The following is a 17,005-nucleotide window of genomic DNA, read 5'->3' on the forward strand; positions in this document are numbered from 1 at the left end:
TTATTATTCAGTAGCAGCTTCTTCTTCTTCTTCATTTGTTGCTGTGTCACCATCATCATCTCGATCATCATCTTCTTCTGGCTCATCATCTTCGAGTTCATCAAGAGGATTAGGAATCGTCACTTCCTCTTCAACTTCTTCCTCTTCTTCTTCTTCTTCAACTTCTTCCTCGATTTCCTCTTCAACTTCCTCTTCAACTTCTTCTTCTTCAATTTTTACTTCAACAGAAGCTGGGTCACTGCGTAGACTACTATCTTCATCTGAAATAGCTATGACACGAAAGACATAACTTGAACCTGGTTGCGGGTCTCCGAAAATATATTGCATCTCTTTCTTACGCTCAAGCGTTTGAGCACTGCCACCATCAATAGCTACTTGTATTTCAAATGTTACATTATCGGCATGCTCTTCTGGGTAATCCCAAGTGACAATAATTTGATTTGCGCTTTCTTCGTAGTTTGCCATTAAATTTGTAGGAGCATCAAGACGTTTAAATTGTTCAGATACTCGAGTTGGCTCATTCCCACGAACGAATAACTCATAAATGATTTCACTTTGTGGTGTGAAATCACTAGGAAGTAAGCCGGTAGAGCGTTCAACTCCAACACGTACAACGGAGTTTGGCATCGTGAAATCCTCTGTTTCAATATCAGCAGAGATATTTTGCATAATGGCTTTAAAGATTTGCTGAGCGGCTTGACGTGAATTTGCACCACTAGGGAAGTAGTTATTACTTATATCCTCTGGTTGACGTGAGAACCCTGTCCAAACAGATAGTGTGTAGTTGGTTGTATAGCCAGAAAACCAAATGTCGGGAACAGCGCCTTCAGGATAACCCCGGGCTTCACGAGTTTCACGAGCAAAGTTTGTCGTACCTGTTTTTCCAGCCATTGGAAGGTTAGGTATATTGGCTACGCCACCAGTTCCATTTGTAACTGCCGTTTTTAGCATATCTGTAATCATATAAGCTGTGTAATCACTCATCGCCTGGCTTGATTCAGGCTGCATATTAATAATACGACCATCAGGAAATTCGACTTTACGAACCGTGTATGGTTCTGTAAACATCCCATTGTTTCCAAATGCAGCATACGCTCCAGCAAGTTCTTTTGTTGTCACACCAGTGTGAAAGCCTCCTAATGAATATGCTTCATCTATCTGCGTTTGGCCTTCTGGTAATTCAAATGTAAGCCCTAAACCTTCACCAAATGATTGGGCACGACTTAGGCCAACTTCTTGTAATGCTTTTACGGCTGGGACATTCCTAGAACGTGCTAAAGCTGTACGCATGGACATTGGCCCTTGGAATTGACGGTCAAAGTTATTAATCGGTGTTCCGTCAGAATAAGAATGGGCTTCATCAACGATTCGATGAGCGGTTGACCATTGTAAATATTCAATCGCTGGACCGTAATCTAGAATCGGCTTAATCGTTGATCCTGGCTGTCTGCGGTCATCAGTTGCAAGGTTATACCCTCGTTGGTAGCCTGTATCTTCACGACCGCTTCCGAGCGCCTTAATTTGTCCTGTTTTCGTATCGAGTAGGGTAACAGCTGCCGTGAAATCTTCATTGTCAGGATAGACGTTCACAAATTCATCAGTTTGAAGTACTCTCTCGACGTGCTCCTGTGCACTAACATCAAGCGTTGTATAAATTTTCAGACCTGCATTATAAATATCGTTAATTGTGATTCCTTCCATTGCTTCAAGCTCAGCTAGAACTTGATTATAAAAAGCTTCATACGGATAGGATTCACGTTCAGTTAACACTAGTTGATCCGCAAGAGGGATAGCCATTGCTTCTTGAGCTTGCTCACTTGTAATTTTACCGTGGTGCTCCATTAACGATAGAACAAGATTCCGTCTACTTTCCGCGGCTTCAGGGTTTTTCGTTGGGTCATAGAAGCTCGGACGACGAGGGATTCCTGCAAGTAATGCAGCATCTGCTAAACTAAGTTCTTCAACAGATTTGTTAAAGTACGTACGTGATGCTAATTCCACACCGTATACACCAGAACCAAGATAAATTTGATTTAAATACATTTCAAGAATTTGGTCTTTAGAATATTGTTGTTCTAATTTAATAGCTAAATATTGCTCTTGAACTTTTCTCGTTAATTGCTTTTGTTCATTTAAAAATAAGTTTTTAACGAGCTGTTGCGTAATTGTACTGGCTCCTTCAGCTCCAAATCCTTCTCTAATATTTGCTCGAACAGCACCGAAAAGTCGTCTAATATCAATTCCAAAGTGATCTCTGAATCGAATATCTTCAACGGAGATAAATGCATCTTCCACAACTTGTGGCACATCATGAATACTGACATTTTGTCTGCGTTCAGATGATTCTAATTGTGAGACAAACACGTCATCTTGATCATAAAACTGTGAGCCTTGTGTCAGCATAAGCTTCTCTTCGTCAAGAGGAGGAGCGCCTTGAATCATTGCAAAGACGGTAATCCCTCCAGCAATAACAGCAATAGCAGATAATGCGACAATCGCTACCAGTATTTTTTTCCAAATTCCTTTTTTACTTGTCTTTGTTTTCTTTTTCGACTGCTCACGGGCTTGACGACGCCCTTGCCTTGTATTATTTTCATTCGACATCGTAATTTCTCCCTTTCTCTCTAAGTTCATTTATCTTGTAAATAAACTGTGTCGATTACTTGTAAGTAATCAATACGTGGATGATATCCTATTTTAATCAAAAAACCCAATTTTTCAATATCTAACTTACGAATTGATTTTCTAGAAGTTTCTTTTTGTTCATAAAATTGTATTAAATGTTCCGCATCAAGCAAGTAAATTTCATCAGTAAGTGAAAAGCGCAAAATGACAAAAGCAATTCCATTTTGTTGTTGTACTTGTTTCATATGCTCAATCTGATGCTTGTGAAAATTTTGCAATGGGAAAGAAGTCTTGTTTTTTGTTTCCTTTGCTTCAAAATCTAGATAATGTCCCTTGTAAACTCCATTATAATCGGTTGTTGATGCTTGTTTAAAATAGGCTTCTTTAATCACTGCTGCACTACGTTTTGGATAGTCAACTTGGACTATTTGTACAGGTGTCGGCTTTTTATGAATAACAGCAATTGATTTTTCTAGGTAATATTGATTCGTTTCGTTTAAATCATCTTCTAACGTCATTCCACGATTGCTATACGTCAACTCTTTTTTTTGAACTTTTTTTGTAGGGGACTTTTGCTCGTTAAAACGCCGTCCATTTGGATAACGTATCGCCATTCTTTTCACAAACCTTTCAAAAACGAAATCGTTTATATGAATGGAACTACTGAAAACTAGAAACAGTAAAAGTAGACTCCATCAAGTAATCTTACCATAATAAGTCAAGTAACTGGTATAGATTTTCTTGTAAAACTACCGAGGAGAAGTCAAAATATGAAGCAATCAAAAATTATTAATGAAATCAAAAGAAAAACCGAGAACGGAAACATTGATAATATTTCACGTACCGTAATGTATGAAGACTTCTATAAAAAAAATCCTGAAATAAAATGGGCTTTATTAGCAGGATTGGTATCAAGGAATGCTGGCTGGAATATGACGGATTTAAAAAGTAAATGGTTTCAACAATTAATTACGGGTCCTTTTAGTGACTTGTTGTTCCAAACATTTGAAAGGGCAAATTGGACGATTTTCGCTGATGCATACCCACAACTACTATGGTATGAATTTTCTAAAAAACAAAAGCATGCGGATTTTTCAATACTAAAACAACTAGAAGTGTCGGAATTTATGCAAAAGGAATGGAAGTGGTTTTGGGATTTTGGAGATGAAGAAAGACTTTGTACATCATTAATTATCAATGAACAATTTACAATTGAGGAACCCGTTATGAAACACCCTCTTTATCGAAAGAAAGTTTTTTCATCTCTCTTTTATTTCTTAGAAGAACATGCACATATGAGCTATGTCATTTTTCCGAGCATGGAGAAAAAAATATATGGTCTGTACGTCCGTAATTTTAAAAAGGTTAAGTCGAGGATTTGGTTAGGGAGGCAGTTACAATCTCTTTTATTTCACCCGGAGATCCACGATTCTATTTTCCAATTTTGCTTAGCTACAGTTCCAACAGGTTCAAGAAATGACTATGAACAATACTTCATGTGGTCCACTGGTAATACGAGCCCAAAGCTTAGAGAAACATATCCTATATTCGCTCATCATTGGAAGGAGAAGATTGATTGGTCACAATCGGTAAAGAAAACAGAGTGCTATTTCTTAAATCTAAGAAAAATACGGCCTGTTGATCGAACGAAATGGTTACAAAAAAAATGGATTGAAATTTATTTAATGCAAAAGGTAAAAGGATCTCTTTGAATTGGAGAAGGAGTGAACTCTAAATTAAACACACGAAAAGATATAATTTGAGGGTACTGAATCAGTAGCTTTGATTGCTTCAGTACCCTTTTCATACATTATTCAGCCGGACGGTTTGGCCCACCTAGCTTCTTGTCGCCTGTGTACCCTTCTTTTCTTTGTTCTTTTGTTTTATCGGCAGTATTCATTTCGCTATTACGTTTACGCTCTTTATTCATATCGGACGCCTCCTTTCATTTTTAGTATGTGAATCCACAGTCTTCGACATTCATAACGAGTGCGAACAAAAAAATAACAAGTTTTGTCAAAATCCGAATGTGTTTGTTTGAGAAAGGGTTATTCTCACTTTCTTTGCCGAATCAGTTCTAGTTTTGTCAGGCTTGGAGGGATTTCATACGCTAGGGAGAATTCGTTGTACAAGACCAAAAATTAGGGAGGTACGTCTAATGGAAATGACTATGAAAACAAAAGAGGTATCTGAGCAGTTAGGTGTGAATCCAACAACCGTACAACGGTGGGCGAAATATTTTGGTTTAGTGTGTGAAACAAATGAACATGGACATTATTTATTTACAGATGAACATGTGGCGATTATGCGAAACGTGCAAGATCAACTTAAAGAAGGAAAACGGATGAGAGACATTCAAATAGAGGGTAACAATGTGAAGGCTGTTGAAGTGAAAAAGCATTTTGTAGAAACTTCGGCGTACGAAGTAAAACTGGAAGCTGTTATGAGTCGGGTGAATGAATTAGATGAAAAAATCTCTCAAAAAGCAGATGATGTTGTTAGCTATCAGTTGTTAAAGCATCGTACGGAATTAGAGGATATGATGAAAATGATTAAAAGTCTTGAAGAACGCCTGAGCGAGATGGAAAGTAAAGTTCATCAGCCAGTAAGGGCATTATCAGACAATGATGACTTGCCAATGGTTGTTGGAGGAAACGTTAAACCGAAAAAATGGCGCTCTTTTATGCAGCTATTTTCATTATAAGATTTGATGACTTTCTTTTAATTAGAAGGGCCTTTCTGCTAAGATTGGGAGCGGAGGTGCTGAGCTGAAATGAATGAAGTAAACCGTTCCCAATTAATTACATTAACTGAAGAGTTACGTCGTTTAAATAAAGAAGCTGAAAAAATGTATGTTGAGACCGTAAGAGCAGATGAAGATTATAAACCTGATTTTTACGGAGTCGTTAAACCTTTTGCCGAAAGTGTAGATCGTGTGAGGAGTGAATGGTTGCCATTGGCAAAAAATTTCGTTCAAAATGAGAAGCCAATGCATTTACATCCTAGTCAATTACAACAAACTGAAGAAAACCTAGAAATTGTCGCGATTAAGACTTTTTATAAAGAAACAGGGAGAAAACGGCAAATGGAAACATATAAGTCTGTTGAATACGTTTTGAAACAACTGATCGATGCATTACAACAATAAAAATAAAAATAGCTGACACAACTCATATTAGATGTGTCAGCTATTTTTATTAGAGGCTCGTATTTGTTTTTTCGGGAAAGCTCTTTAACTCACGTCTTGGAAGCTGCCATTTGTAATGAACCGATAACATCCTAAGAATAATGACAGAAACAAATAAGACGATATAGCCCATAGGAGTCGTGACAACATGCAGACCAATAAGTGCACCAGCTACCATTGTCCAAACAATGTAAATTTCTTGTTGCAAGAATAATGGCTTCCTTCCAGCAAGAACATCTCGTATCATCCCACCACCTGTTCCGGTTAAGGCAGCAGCTACAATAACAGCAGACAATGGGTGTCCCATGTCCGTTGCATACATCGCACCTTGAATGGCAAAAGCGGAGAGGCCAATCGCATCAAACAAAAGACCAAATTTAATCCATTGTTGATGCAATATAACAGGAAACAGGAAGGCGATCGTCATAACAACGATAGCAAAAATAAATAAAGAACCTTGTTCCCATAGAGCTGAAACCGGAACTCCAATTAAAAGGTTTCGTACAGCTCCTCCCCCGAATGCAGTAACAAGACCTAGAATATACACACCCATTAAATCATATTTTTCTTCCATCGCAACAATGGCTCCACTTAAAGCAAAAGCAATCGTTCCGATAATAGTTAGTACTTCCCACATGTTGGTCACCTCCTATTAATATCGTAAGCATGAAAAAGGAGGTGTCCTTAACGAGGGTACTAAAAAAGGTTTTTTCAGTACCCTCGAAGCAATGTGCGGTGCCGTTGCCTTAGGAGAGAGAAGTGTCTCTCACTTAAAAAGCCTTCTATGAGTGGTTTCCTCATAGAAGGCGTGCAACGTGCGGAGCCATTGCCTCCTCTTTTTCTTGGTTAAACAGTGTCATTAACCATTATCGCGAAATGAATAAAAAATCATAGTAACAAGTGTTAATATTGACATAATTGTAAGAGCCAAGACAAGCATACCTGAAGGTTCACTGCTTGCTGCTTCTTCAGTTCCGCCACCTGCACCTAGTACTTGTGCTGGCAAAAGAAACAACACAAACATAATTGCTGTTAATACTGAAATCTTCTTTCCCATGGTCAACCCTCCTTGAATAAAACAAACAATGTTTCAAATGACATATGTATTTGTTATAAATTACAATGTACCCTCTTTATTATAGTTACGAATGATTAAATAATCAATCATCAAAAAGCGAATTGGGTGTAAGCGTCATCATTTGCTCTTTTCACGTATTACGATACAGAGGGGTTACGCAATGATAGCCGGTATGATAAGATAAACGTATTGTAAAAGTAGAGACAGTTTTTAAAGTGAAAGGATTACGATTATGGGAACCGTACATATTGAAGATATTATCATTGCAAACCAACGCTTAAAGGATGTAGTGACACATACTCCGTTACAAAAGAATGAAGTATTATCAGAGCGTTATCAATGTAACGTGTATTTAAAACGAGAAGACCTGCAAGTAGTTCGGTCATTTAAGATTAGAGGTGCGTTTCATCAAATTTCTAGTCTTTCGAGAGAAGAGTTAAATAATGGTGTTGTTTGTGCAAGTGCAGGAAACCATGCTCAAGGAGTCGCTTACTCTTGTCGAACGCTGAAAATTAAAGGAAGAATCTTTATGCCTTCAACGACACCACGTCAAAAAGTTGATCAAGTGAAATTTTTTGGTAAAGAATATGTTGACGTTGTGTTGTCTGGGGATACTTTTGATGACTCATTTAATGAAGCAATGGAATATTGTAATGAACATGAAATGGCATTTATACACCCATTTGATCAAGAAAAAATTGTTGCTGGTCAAGGTACGGTGGGTATGGAGATCATGAACGATATTGACGAAAATATTGATTACTTATTCTCCTCGATTGGTGGAGGGGGATTAATAAGTGGAGTTGGAACTTATATTAAAAGCATTAGTCCACACACGAAAATCATTGGCTGTGAGCCTGCAGGCGCTCCTGCTATGAAAGAATCGCTTAAGAAGGGTCAAGTACTCGAACTTGAAAAAATCGATAAATTTGTAGATGGGGCAGCTGTGAAGAAAGTCGGACAAATTCCATTTGAAATTTGCCAAAATGTTTTAGATGATATTGTATTAGTTCCTGAAGGGAAAATTTGCACAACAATTCTAGAATTATATAATCAAAATGCGATTGTCGCTGAGCCAGCTGGAGCAATGTCAATTACGGCTCTTGACTTTTATAAAGAAGAAATTAAAGGCAAAACAGTTGTATGTGTTGTAAGCGGAGGAAACAACGATATTGGGAGAATGCAGGAAATGAGAGAGCGATCTTTAATTTATGAAGGACTTCAATATTATTTTATCGTTCAATTTCCTCAGCGTGCCGGAGCACTACGAGAATTTATTCAAGAGGTTCTAGGACCTGATGATGATATTACACGGTTTGAATATACAAAGAAAAACAATAAATCAAATGGACCTGTCTTACTTGGGATTGAGTTGAAATGCCGTGATGACTATCCAGGCCTCATAGATCGACTTTTGAAAAAAGGCTTTGATTACCAGGAAATTAATAAAGATGAGAGTTTATTTCACTTACTGATTTGAGGTTAAATCACGTGAAAACTCTGGGTCGGACAGTAAGCTAGAAATTTAATTGAAACGATTGATCAGTTGGTTTTTATTAAGAAAAAAAACGAGAACGATAGGTATCTTTTATATATTTTGTTGTTTGAAATGAACAAAGTATATAACGTTACACCTATGATTGTTCTCGTTTTTTTATGTTTAAAATGTATAAAAAGTTGCATATTTTTTGTTGTGCACTTTCGGAATCTCTTGGTAATAGTAATTGTCTGATAATTCTGATGAATAAAAATTCAGATGTATACATTGACCGATCTACTTTTTTCTCGTAAGGTAGATAGTATAGTAGAGGAAGTGGAGGTGAGAACTAGTGATAGCAAGATTAAAAATGGTGTCTTTAGTTATTTTAGGTTTATTCCTTACATCAATCGGCTTAAAGTTTTTAGCTTTGCATGAGCTTACCTTTGGAGGAACAGCAGGACTTGCGACAGTATTAACGTTTGTGAGCCCATGGTCGTGGGGTGTGCTGTTTTTCTTAGTAAACTTACCGTTTTTCTTGATGTCATATAATAAGTTAGGTAAGTGGTTTACCATTTCTAGTTTTATGTCGATCATTGGGATCTCGATCGTTCGTGACGGGTTAGATCTTTTGCCATTCTTTTCGGTCCCGATGTGGCTTTCAACCACCTTAGCTGGGTTATGCATAGGGTTTGGAGTTACATTAGTTTTAAATAATGGATCCTCACTTGGAGGAATCCACATTTTGGCACTTTACCTGGATCAGAAGTGGAAGGTCAATCGCGGGTTGTCGATTTTTATTTGTGATTTATTAATTATTATCTTTGCAGGTCTTTTAGTTGGATGGGGTAATGCATTGCTTTCTGTATTTGTAATTTTTGTAGCAAGTACGATCATAGGTCGTTACAAAAAATCACCGATTAAAGCGCCAGCTGAGCAACCTGTATATGAAAAGGCTCATTCTCAAACAATTAATGAATCATAATGTAAGTATGCTTCGGGGTTATCCCAAAAGGTCAAAGCCTTTTAGGGATAACCCCTTCTTTGTAGACGTTATTATTTTTGCTAAAGATTTAGTCATGCTATACTTACAATGTACATAAGTGAAAAGGAGTGATAGCAGTGCGATTAGAAGGAAAAAAAGTAATGGCTATTATAGATGAGGAGTTTGAAGATTTGGAACTCTGGTACCCTGTTATGCGGTTGCGTGAAGAAGGGGCCACTGTTCATTTTGTCGGAAGCGAAAAGGATAAGACATATATCGGAAAATATGGAGTGCCGGCTACTTCTGATTATAGTTATGAAGAAGTATCATCTAAAGATTATGATGGAATTCTTGTCCCGGGTGGTTGGGCACCAGATAAATTACGACGCTATCCAGAAGTATTAACTTTTGTCAAAGAAATGGATAAAGACGAGAAACCAATAGGTCAGATTTGTCATGCTGGCTGGGTCTTGATTTCAGCGAAAATTTTGAACGGAAGAAAAGTAACAAGCACACCTGGCATTCGTGATGACATGGAAAATGCGGGAGCAGAATGGTTTGATGAGGCAGTTGTTGTTGATGGCCATATTATTTCAAGTCGTAGACCTCCAGATTTGCCTCCTTATGCAAAGGCGTTTGCGGATGCATTAGCTCAGTAATAGAAAAGAATAGGTGAGGTATATGGAGTTTCATTTTTTAGGAACAGGTTCAGGAGTTCCTTCGACAAGTCGAAATGTGAGCGGCTTAGTTGTGCGCTTCTTGCAGAAGAAAAGCACGCAATGGTTATTTGATTGTGGAGAGGCGACACAGCACCAAATCTTGAAAAGTCCAATTACGTTAACAAAAATCGATCGTATTTTTATAAGTCATTTACATGGTGATCATTTGTTTGGCCTGCCTGGCTTGCTTTGTTCCAGATCGGCCCAAGGTGCCAAAACGCCGTTAGCGATTTATGGACCAGACGGTGTAGAAACATTCGTGAAAACAGCACTAACCATTTCTAAATCATACCTTTCGTATGACATCCATTTCATTACGATTGATGAGGGCATTATATATGAGGACGATTCAATCAAGGTAGAAGTGATGGGGTTAGATCATGTTATGCCAAGTTTTGCCTTTAAACTAACAGAAGCCGACCAACAAGGGGCGCTGAAAGTTGAAAAACTGCTAGAACTAGGAATTAAACCTGGCCCAATATATCAACGGATCAAACAAGGAGAAACGATTGAGCTTCCTGATGGTCGAATCATTGATGGGAATGAGTTTCTCCATGAAAAAAAGAAGGGAAGAAAGGTCGTTATCGCAGGTGACACAAGACCGTTAAAACAAATGATTTCTTTTAGTGAATCAGCTAATTTGTTAATTCACGAAGGTACATTTCGGGAAGATAAAAAAAGTCACGCTGAACAATTTGGCCATTCGACGATTACTGAAGTTGCATCAATTGCAAAACGAGCGAACGTTGATCAGTTAATTTTGACCCATATTAGTTCAAGGTATGCTGGTGCGGAGAATGAGTTGGAAGAAGAAGTTCGCTCGGTTTTAGATGGGACGATTGTCGCTCATGATTTAATGGTATACAAGTTGATGAATAACGTTTGATTTAGTTGCGCAAAGTAAGATCATGCATCACAGATTATTAGGAGGAATGATCATGGCAGAGCGCACTCATCTTGAACATTTTCTAGAAAAAGCGGAAACAACACTTGAAGCAGCACAAAAGACCTTTGAAGACTCACAGCGTGTACAAGAAGGAGACTACGGGGAGTATATCCAAGCACAAAGGAATTTGCAAGATTTAAATGATGAGCTTGGAACTCTTATGCATGCAGCCACTCCTGAGCAACGCGATCAATTGCACCGTACGCAAATTCAAGTAAACCAACTACAAAATCATTTTATACTGAAGCGTTAGTTAGTAACGATTGTCTTTGGGGTTGTCGTATTTACGACAACCTCTTTCTTATGAAAAGGGCACTGATATGGTTTGCAGCTTTCTTCTATACATAATTGTTCTTTTTCTGCTAAAATAGGGAATGAAGAAATGAGGGAATGAGATGGAGGAAATTTCACATAGTACCTTGGAAAAAATGCTGGCAAATCGAGAACCAATAACGGTTGTTTTCGTTTATACACCATTATGTGGAACATGTAAGTTAGCAGAAAAAATGGTAGCGGTTGTTGATTCCACCTTAGAGTCATTGCCTATTTATTCATTAAATATTAACCACTCGCCTGCATTTGCACAAAAGTGGAAGATCAAAAGCGTACCATGTTTACTTTTGTTTCAAAAAGGACTAGGAGTAGAGCGCATTTATGCATTTCAATCGATTGGATTCATTCATGATGTACTGAAGCCTTATGCGGCGGCTCGGGTTTTGCTAGAAAAAAGAACAGACTGAAAGGGGATAATAAACATGTCAATGGCTTACGAAGAATACATGCGTCAAGTAGTTTTACCGATGAGGGCAGAATTAACAGAGAATGGCTTTAAAGAATTAACAACAGCTGAGGAAGTTGATCAATATATGGAGCAAGCAGAAGGTACGACATTAGTTGTCATTAACTCCGTATGTGGTTGTGCTGCGGGATTAGCTCGTCCAGCTGCTGTAACCTCTCTTCAACATGACAATACGCCTGAAAATCTTGTAACTGTATTTGCGGGTCAAGATAAAGAAGCAACTGCGCAAATGCGTTCTTATTTTGCGGATATTCCACCTTCTTCGCCATCAATGGCCATCTTAAAAGGGAAGGAGGTTGTTCACTTTATTCCACGTGAACAAATCGAGGGAGCGGCTCCTGAAGATATTATTCGTAACTTAGCACTTGCTTACAATGATCATTGTAGTAAATAAATATAGAGAAGATTAGTGACTCAAACTAAGGTTGGATCGAGGGCACTGAAAAAGGAAAACCCTCCTTTTTTAGTGCCCTCCTTAAGTTCACCATATTATTTATAAAAAAGGATGAAGTGAGATGAAACAAGCACCTGGCTTTACATTGCCTATGGCAAGGAAAGATATGGAATGGTCACTTGAAGAAGCTAATAAAAAAGTCACGATGATTTCATTTTGGACTTCATGGTGTCCAGATTCACAAAGAGATTTACAAGCAAAACAGATGCTTTACCAGTCAATGGAAACGGATCAAATTGATATGTATATGATTCATGTGACAGGGCGTGACCCAAAAGTGGACGTCAATGTATTTCTTGAAAAGAATGGCTATACGTTCCCAGTGTTAAAAGACAATGGAACGAAAGTGTATGATTTATACCAGTGTATGGGGGTACCAACAACTGTTCTGTTAAATGAAAAAAAAGAGGTTGCCTTCATATATCATGATAAGGCAACCATAATGGAAATTATGAAAGGTGTTGCATCAATACTTGAGGCATAGTTCCGGTATCAATTACGGTCTAACACCATAGAAAATAACTCGTCCCATTGTTTCAATGTTAGGATACCCACCCTGCTTATAAATTTCAACAACATGTTCTCTGTTGTATGGAACGCGATTTAAATGGAGGCGATGGCGTCCCTCCTCAATTTCAGCTACTAAATAAGAAGCAAGTGGGTGTCCGTCAAATGGCATACCAACACTTCCTGTATTTACAACATTTTTTCCATGAAGCGAACGGATATATGGATGGTGAATATGTCCATATACATAAAGGTCAGCGTCGTCTCTTTGCATAAGCGTATTTTCAATTTCTGAGGTTTGATCAGGTAGTACGACGTCAAACAAGCTGTTAGGTGTCGCATGAAACGCATGAACAATTGAATCTAACCCATCTTCCAATACTAATTCAGTTGGAAGTCCCTTCAAATATGTAAGGTCTTCATCGCTAAGGCGCTGTAATGTCCACTCTCGTTCCTGTTTCATAATAGTAAGAGCGCTTTCAGGGACTTCTCCTTCGTTTATTCCACGAACAAGCCATTCATCGGCATTTCCTTTAATGACATCCGCATCCAAACTGCGAACAATGTCTAGAACGCGCTTTGGCTCAGGGCCGCGGAAACATAAGTCACCAAGGAAACAAATCTTATCAACACGTTGAGATTGTACATCGCGCAATACCGCTTCTAAAGCAGTAGCATTTCCGTGAATATCAGATAAAAAAGCTATTCTCATTGAAAAAACCCTCCCTTTTGTTCTATTATAACAGACTAGCTCTATTTTTCCTGTTTCTGATGAAATTTTTTACAACTTGTTGGATCCAAGGTGAGATTCATCTGATTGGCACGAAAATTGGTGCTATGATAAGATCAAAGGGAGAAGATATCTAAAGCTGTGGAGGTTTTTCATTATGAAAATAACATCAATTGAACCAACACCAAGTCCTAATACGATGAAATTGACGTTAAGTGAGAGTCTTGGTGAAAGTGCGAGAAACAGTTACACGGAGAAAAATAAGAACGAAGCCCCAGTATACATACAATCATTATTTAACATTGAGGGGGTAAAAGGTGTATACCATGTAGCAGACTTCATTGCGATTGATCGACATCCAAAGGTAGATTGGAAAAACATCCTCCCACATGTACGTGCTGTATTTGGAGAGGATGTTGAGTCACAATCAGAGAATAGCGAAGTAAATGAGCATTTTGGTGAAGTGAATGTATTTGTCCAAACTTTTAAAGGGATACCGATGCAAATCAAACTATCAGATGGGGAACAGGAAAAACGAGAAGGATTGCCAGAACGTTTTGCTCTTGCGATTGCTAAGGCTCAAAAAGAGGACGACAATGTTGTTATGGAACGAAAATGGGTTGAAAAAGGCGTGCGCTATGGTGAATTAGATGAAATTGCAAAAGACGTTGCTGAAGAAATATCAGCGGCATATTCTCAAGATCGCTTAAATGGACTCGTGGCGATGGCAAATGGGAAAGAGGATATCCAAGCTGCAAAGAGGGAACGATTTATTGATGTTACTTTAGAAATGCTTGATCAAGAAGATTGGCGTGATCGTTATGCTGTACTCGAGAGAATGAATCCAAAGGAAAAAGATATTCCTGTATTAGCTAAAGCATTACAAGATGAGAAAGCATCAATTAGACGTTTAGCTACTGTCTATTTTGGGATGATTGAAACAAAAGAAGTATTGCCTTATTTATATCAAGCATTAAAGGATGCATCCGTTACTGTTCGTCGTACAGCTGGAGACTGTTTATCAGATTTAGGTATGGAAGAAGCCATTCCATTTATGATCGAAGCATTAAAAGATAAAAACAAACTGGTTCGTTGGAGAGCTGCGATGTTTTTATATGAAGTTGGAGACGATCAGGCAATTGAGGCATTAAGAAAAGCTGAATCAGATCCTGAGTTTGAAGTTGCCTTACAAGTGAAAATGGCGCTTGCGCGAATTGAAGGTGGAGAGGAAGCGAAAGGGTCTGTTTGGAAGCAAATGACCGAATCGCGAAAAAATAATGAATAGAGGTGGCAAGGATGACAAAAGAAGCGGTGCTAAATGAGCTGAAAAGCCGTGAGATGGATGATATGGTAGAGCTGATTGAAGATGCAGAAGCAGGTTATCTTGAGGAATTAGAGCTAGTGGAATCCATTGGCTTAGTTTATGACAAGGAACTAAACAGCGCCTTACTAAATGTATTGAAAGATTTAGGTGTACAAATTATTTATGTAACAGATGAAGAAGAAGGCTCGTAGATTATTTTGATATTAGGAGGTTGTGCTTTGCGCCACGAACCATCCCAATTCTTATCTAAAAAAGCATTGCCAGTTTGGAGGCTTCGCGCATGTTTTGAGAGTCTGTTTGTTGCGCTCATTCCAATTGGTTATGGTGTTCTTGTATATTTCTTTTCTATTCCCTTATGGATCTTTTGGATATTACTAAGTGGATTTATTATCTATTTTATTATTACGGTTTTTGTTATTCCGCCGTTACAATGGAAGAAATGGCGGTATGAAGTATTGGCAGATGAAATTGACTTACAACGCGGTGTATTTATCGTCAAACGTACGTTAATTCCTATGACTCGTGTCCAACATGTTGACACAGAGCAAGGCCCTCTATTAAGAAGGTATAAATTAGCGGCGGTGTCAATATCTACTGCTGCTACCGTTCATCAAATTCCTTCTTTAACAATGGAAGTTGCAGATGAATTACGGGATAGAATCGCTGAGCTAGCGGCGGTGGCTGAGGATGAGTGAGCTTAAGCGACTACATGTTGCTGCTATCTTTGTTTCTTTCCTAACTACCTTACGAAGTTTTTTACTTCCATTTATTTTAACTTTCTTTTTAGGTAGTACAAGTGAGCAAGTAGGTTTTTTTCGGTTTGAGTACATTTGGCTAGGGATACTTATTTTTGTCATTTTGAGCGGTATTGCTCATTGGTTTACGTTCAAATATCGAATTGTGGAAGGAGAACTTTACATTCAAAAAGGACTCCTTATCAAAAAAAAGCGCTATATTCAACAGAAGCGTGTCCAAAGTATTGATATAACGGCAGGGGTGTTTCAACGATTATTTGGTTTAGTAAAAGTGAAAATCGAAACTGCTGGAGGGGGAGCGGAGCCAGAGGTGAGCTTAATTGCTATAAGTCGTGAAGAAGCGGAGGAAATTCGTTCTGAACTTCTAAAAAAACAAGTGGAAGCCTCTATCGATGAAGAGGAGCAAAAGAAAGAACAAGCAGATTTTATTTGGCATCTTTCTTCAAATCGTTTAGTCATTGCCGGGTTGACATCTAGTGGGTTAGGATTAACGATCTCTGCAGTGGCTGCATTATTTACTCAAGTTGAACAATTTCTACCCGAAGCGATTTATGAACAAGTATTTGGTTTTTTGTCAGGTTCAGGAGTGGCCACCATTCTCATGATTATCGTTTTTGTTGTATTTATATCTTGGTGTATTTCGTTTTTGGGGACACTTTTAAAATATGGTCGGTTCAAAATTGAGAAGTTCGACAATGAGTTGGTCATTTCTAGAGGGTTGCTTGAGCGGAGGCAACTAACGATACACACGCATAAAGTGACGGCTGTACGTGTTGTTCGAAATTTATTTCGCCAGCCCTTTGGTTTCGGCTCTGTATATGTTGAGAGTGCTGGTGGAGGGACAAATGATGAACAATTATCAACCGTCCTTTTTCCTATCACTAAAGATGAAGAGATGATCAAGGTGTTATCAAAAATTTTACCGAAGTATGCCGAACAATTTGAAATAACGCCTGCTCCTAGACGATCACTCATTCGTTTTTTCATCCGTTCAACTGCAGTCCCTTTGCTAGCTACAATCATTATTGGCTGGTTCATCCATCCCGCGGGTTATTATGGGTTTATTGTTGTTGCCATTTGCCTTGTTTTTGGATTTTGGCAATACCGAGATGCTGGGGCAGGAATCAATCAAACACATGTATGGATTCGTTATCGGAAAATAAGTCAAATGCTCGTTGTCTCAGAAAAGCCTAAAATACAAGCAGCTGAAATTCAGACATCCTTTTTTCAAAGGCGAAAACAATTAGCTAGCTTTCGCTTTTCGATATTATCAAGTGTTATCGGAAAATCATTTACCGTCATAGATCTTGATAGAAAGACAGCTGATCAGTTGCTTGAATGGTATTTAGGCCGAACAAACAAAATAGACGAATAAAAAAGGGGGGGTCTCAAAGGTCTATTTTTGACCTTTTGAGACAC

General features: G+C 38.3%; 21 protein-coding genes. 15 read left to right on the top strand and 6 right to left on the bottom strand.

Features of this window, described 5'->3' with window-relative positions; translation table 11 throughout:
* Positions 1–3: 3 nt before the first annotated feature.
* Positions 4–2,604 (bottom strand): PBP1A family penicillin-binding protein, encoded by a 2,601-nt coding sequence (locus tag SAY88_RS06000; RefSeq protein WP_332630181.1) that lies wholly within the window; start codon positions 2,602–2,604, stop codon positions 4–6.
* A gap of 26 nt (positions 2,605–2,630) precedes the next feature.
* Positions 2,631–3,239: a Holliday junction resolvase RecU gene (recU, locus tag SAY88_RS06005; RefSeq protein WP_332630183.1), complete on the bottom strand. Its 609-nt coding sequence runs from the start codon at positions 3,237–3,239 to the stop codon at positions 2,631–2,633.
* A 156-nt stretch (positions 3,240–3,395) separates the two neighbouring features.
* On the opposite strand from recU, the gene SAY88_RS06010 reads away from it, so the two are divergent.
* Positions 3,396–4,337 carry a DUF2515 family protein gene (locus SAY88_RS06010; protein WP_332630185.1) on the top strand — a complete coding sequence of 314 codons (942 nt, stop codon included), beginning with the start codon at positions 3,396–3,398 and terminating at the stop codon, positions 4,335–4,337.
* Between the two features lie 98 nt (positions 4,338–4,435).
* Here SAY88_RS06010 and SAY88_RS06015 read toward each other — a convergent pair whose 3' ends face one another.
* Positions 4,436–4,555, bottom strand: a complete 120-nt coding sequence (locus SAY88_RS06015) for a spore protein (protein ID WP_250094890.1) — start codon at positions 4,553–4,555, stop codon at positions 4,436–4,438.
* 228 nt (positions 4,556–4,783) lie between these two features.
* Here SAY88_RS06015 and racA point away from each other — a divergent pair, with 228 nt between their 5' ends.
* Positions 4,784–5,329, top strand: a complete 546-nt coding sequence (gene racA, locus SAY88_RS06020) for a chromosome-anchoring protein RacA (RefSeq protein ID WP_332630186.1) — start codon at positions 4,784–4,786, stop codon at positions 5,327–5,329.
* Positions 5,330–5,398: 69 nt separating this feature from the next.
* Positions 5,399–5,773, top strand: a complete 375-nt coding sequence (locus tag SAY88_RS06025) for a YppE family protein (RefSeq protein WP_332630188.1) — start codon at positions 5,399–5,401, stop codon at positions 5,771–5,773.
* Between the two features lie 49 nt (positions 5,774–5,822).
* On the opposite strand, the gene SAY88_RS06030 is transcribed toward SAY88_RS06025, so the two are convergent.
* Both SAY88_RS06030 and SAY88_RS06035 read right to left on the bottom strand, forming a co-directional pair.
* The gene (locus SAY88_RS06030; protein ID WP_332630189.1) at positions 5,823–6,449 is read right to left on the bottom strand and encodes a trimeric intracellular cation channel family protein; all 627 of its coding nucleotides are present in this window, start codon (positions 6,447–6,449) and stop codon (positions 5,823–5,825) included.
* A 222-nt stretch (positions 6,450–6,671) separates the two neighbouring features.
* Positions 6,672–6,869: a hypothetical protein gene (locus tag SAY88_RS06035; RefSeq protein ID WP_332630191.1), complete on the bottom strand. Its 198-nt coding sequence runs from the start codon at positions 6,867–6,869 to the stop codon at positions 6,672–6,674.
* A gap of 253 nt (positions 6,870–7,122) precedes the next feature.
* Between SAY88_RS06035 and ilvA the strand changes: the two genes are divergently transcribed.
* The 8 genes from ilvA (at position 7,123) to SAY88_RS06075 (ending at position 12,754) form a co-directional block, all read left to right on the top strand.
* Positions 7,123–8,370: a threonine ammonia-lyase IlvA gene (ilvA, locus tag SAY88_RS06040; RefSeq protein WP_250094895.1), complete on the top strand. Its 1,248-nt coding sequence runs from the start codon at positions 7,123–7,125 to the stop codon at positions 8,368–8,370.
* Positions 8,371–8,719: 349 nt separating this feature from the next.
* Complete coding sequence (locus tag SAY88_RS06045; RefSeq protein WP_332630192.1) at positions 8,720–9,352, top strand: YitT family protein; 633 nt, start codon at positions 8,720–8,722, stop codon at positions 9,350–9,352.
* Positions 9,353–9,489: 137 nt separating this feature from the next.
* Positions 9,490–10,011, top strand: coding sequence for a type 1 glutamine amidotransferase domain-containing protein (locus SAY88_RS06050; RefSeq protein ID WP_332630194.1), 522 nt, complete (start codon positions 9,490–9,492; stop codon positions 10,009–10,011).
* Positions 10,012–10,033: 22 nt separating this feature from the next.
* Complete coding sequence (gene rnz, locus SAY88_RS06055; RefSeq protein ID WP_332630196.1) at positions 10,034–10,957, top strand: ribonuclease Z; 924 nt, start codon at positions 10,034–10,036, stop codon at positions 10,955–10,957.
* Positions 10,958–11,009: 52 nt separating this feature from the next.
* Entirely contained in the window at positions 11,010–11,270 is a 261-nt protein-coding gene (locus tag SAY88_RS06060) for a DUF2524 family protein (RefSeq protein WP_332630198.1), read from the top strand.
* 142 nt (positions 11,271–11,412) lie between these two features.
* Positions 11,413–11,757, top strand: a complete 345-nt coding sequence (locus tag SAY88_RS06065; RefSeq protein WP_332630200.1) for a thioredoxin family protein — start codon at positions 11,413–11,415, stop codon at positions 11,755–11,757.
* Positions 11,758–11,772: 15 nt separating this feature from the next.
* Positions 11,773–12,210, top strand: a complete 438-nt coding sequence (locus SAY88_RS06070) for a BrxA/BrxB family bacilliredoxin (protein ID WP_250094901.1) — start codon at positions 11,773–11,775, stop codon at positions 12,208–12,210.
* 121 nt (positions 12,211–12,331) lie between these two features.
* Positions 12,332–12,754, top strand: a complete 423-nt coding sequence (locus SAY88_RS06075) for a TlpA disulfide reductase family protein (protein WP_332630203.1) — start codon at positions 12,332–12,334, stop codon at positions 12,752–12,754.
* A 12-nt stretch (positions 12,755–12,766) separates the two neighbouring features.
* Here SAY88_RS06075 and SAY88_RS06080 read toward each other — a convergent pair whose 3' ends face one another.
* Complete coding sequence (locus SAY88_RS06080) at positions 12,767–13,489, bottom strand: metallophosphoesterase family protein (RefSeq protein WP_332630204.1); 723 nt, start codon at positions 13,487–13,489, stop codon at positions 12,767–12,769.
* 175 nt (positions 13,490–13,664) lie between these two features.
* On the opposite strand from SAY88_RS06080, the gene SAY88_RS06085 reads away from it, so the two are divergent.
* Genes SAY88_RS06085 through SAY88_RS06100 form a run of 4 tightly spaced genes read left to right on the top strand, consistent with a single transcriptional unit; the run spans position 13,665 to position 16,961 of the window.
* A complete protein-coding gene (locus SAY88_RS06085; protein WP_332630206.1) occupies positions 13,665–14,792 on the top strand; it encodes a conserved virulence factor C family protein in 1,128 nt (375 codons plus the stop codon).
* Positions 14,793–14,803: 11 nt separating this feature from the next.
* Positions 14,804–15,022 carry a hypothetical protein gene (locus SAY88_RS06090; RefSeq protein ID WP_332630208.1) on the top strand — a complete coding sequence of 73 codons (219 nt, stop codon included), beginning with the start codon at positions 14,804–14,806 and terminating at the stop codon, positions 15,020–15,022.
* Positions 15,023–15,049: 27 nt separating this feature from the next.
* Positions 15,050–15,526 carry a PH domain-containing protein gene (locus SAY88_RS06095; RefSeq protein WP_332630211.1) on the top strand — a complete coding sequence of 159 codons (477 nt, stop codon included), beginning with the start codon at positions 15,050–15,052 and terminating at the stop codon, positions 15,524–15,526.
* A complete protein-coding gene (locus SAY88_RS06100; protein ID WP_332630213.1) occupies positions 15,519–16,961 on the top strand; it encodes a PH domain-containing protein in 1,443 nt (480 codons plus the stop codon). Before SAY88_RS06095 ends, SAY88_RS06100 begins: the two co-directional genes overlap by 8 nt.
* The last annotated feature ends 44 nt before the right edge of the window (positions 16,962–17,005 follow it).

Source organism: Halalkalibacter flavus, assembly GCF_036663575.1.
GTDB lineage: Bacteria > Bacillota > Bacilli > Bacillales > Bacillaceae_D > Halalkalibacter > Halalkalibacter flavus.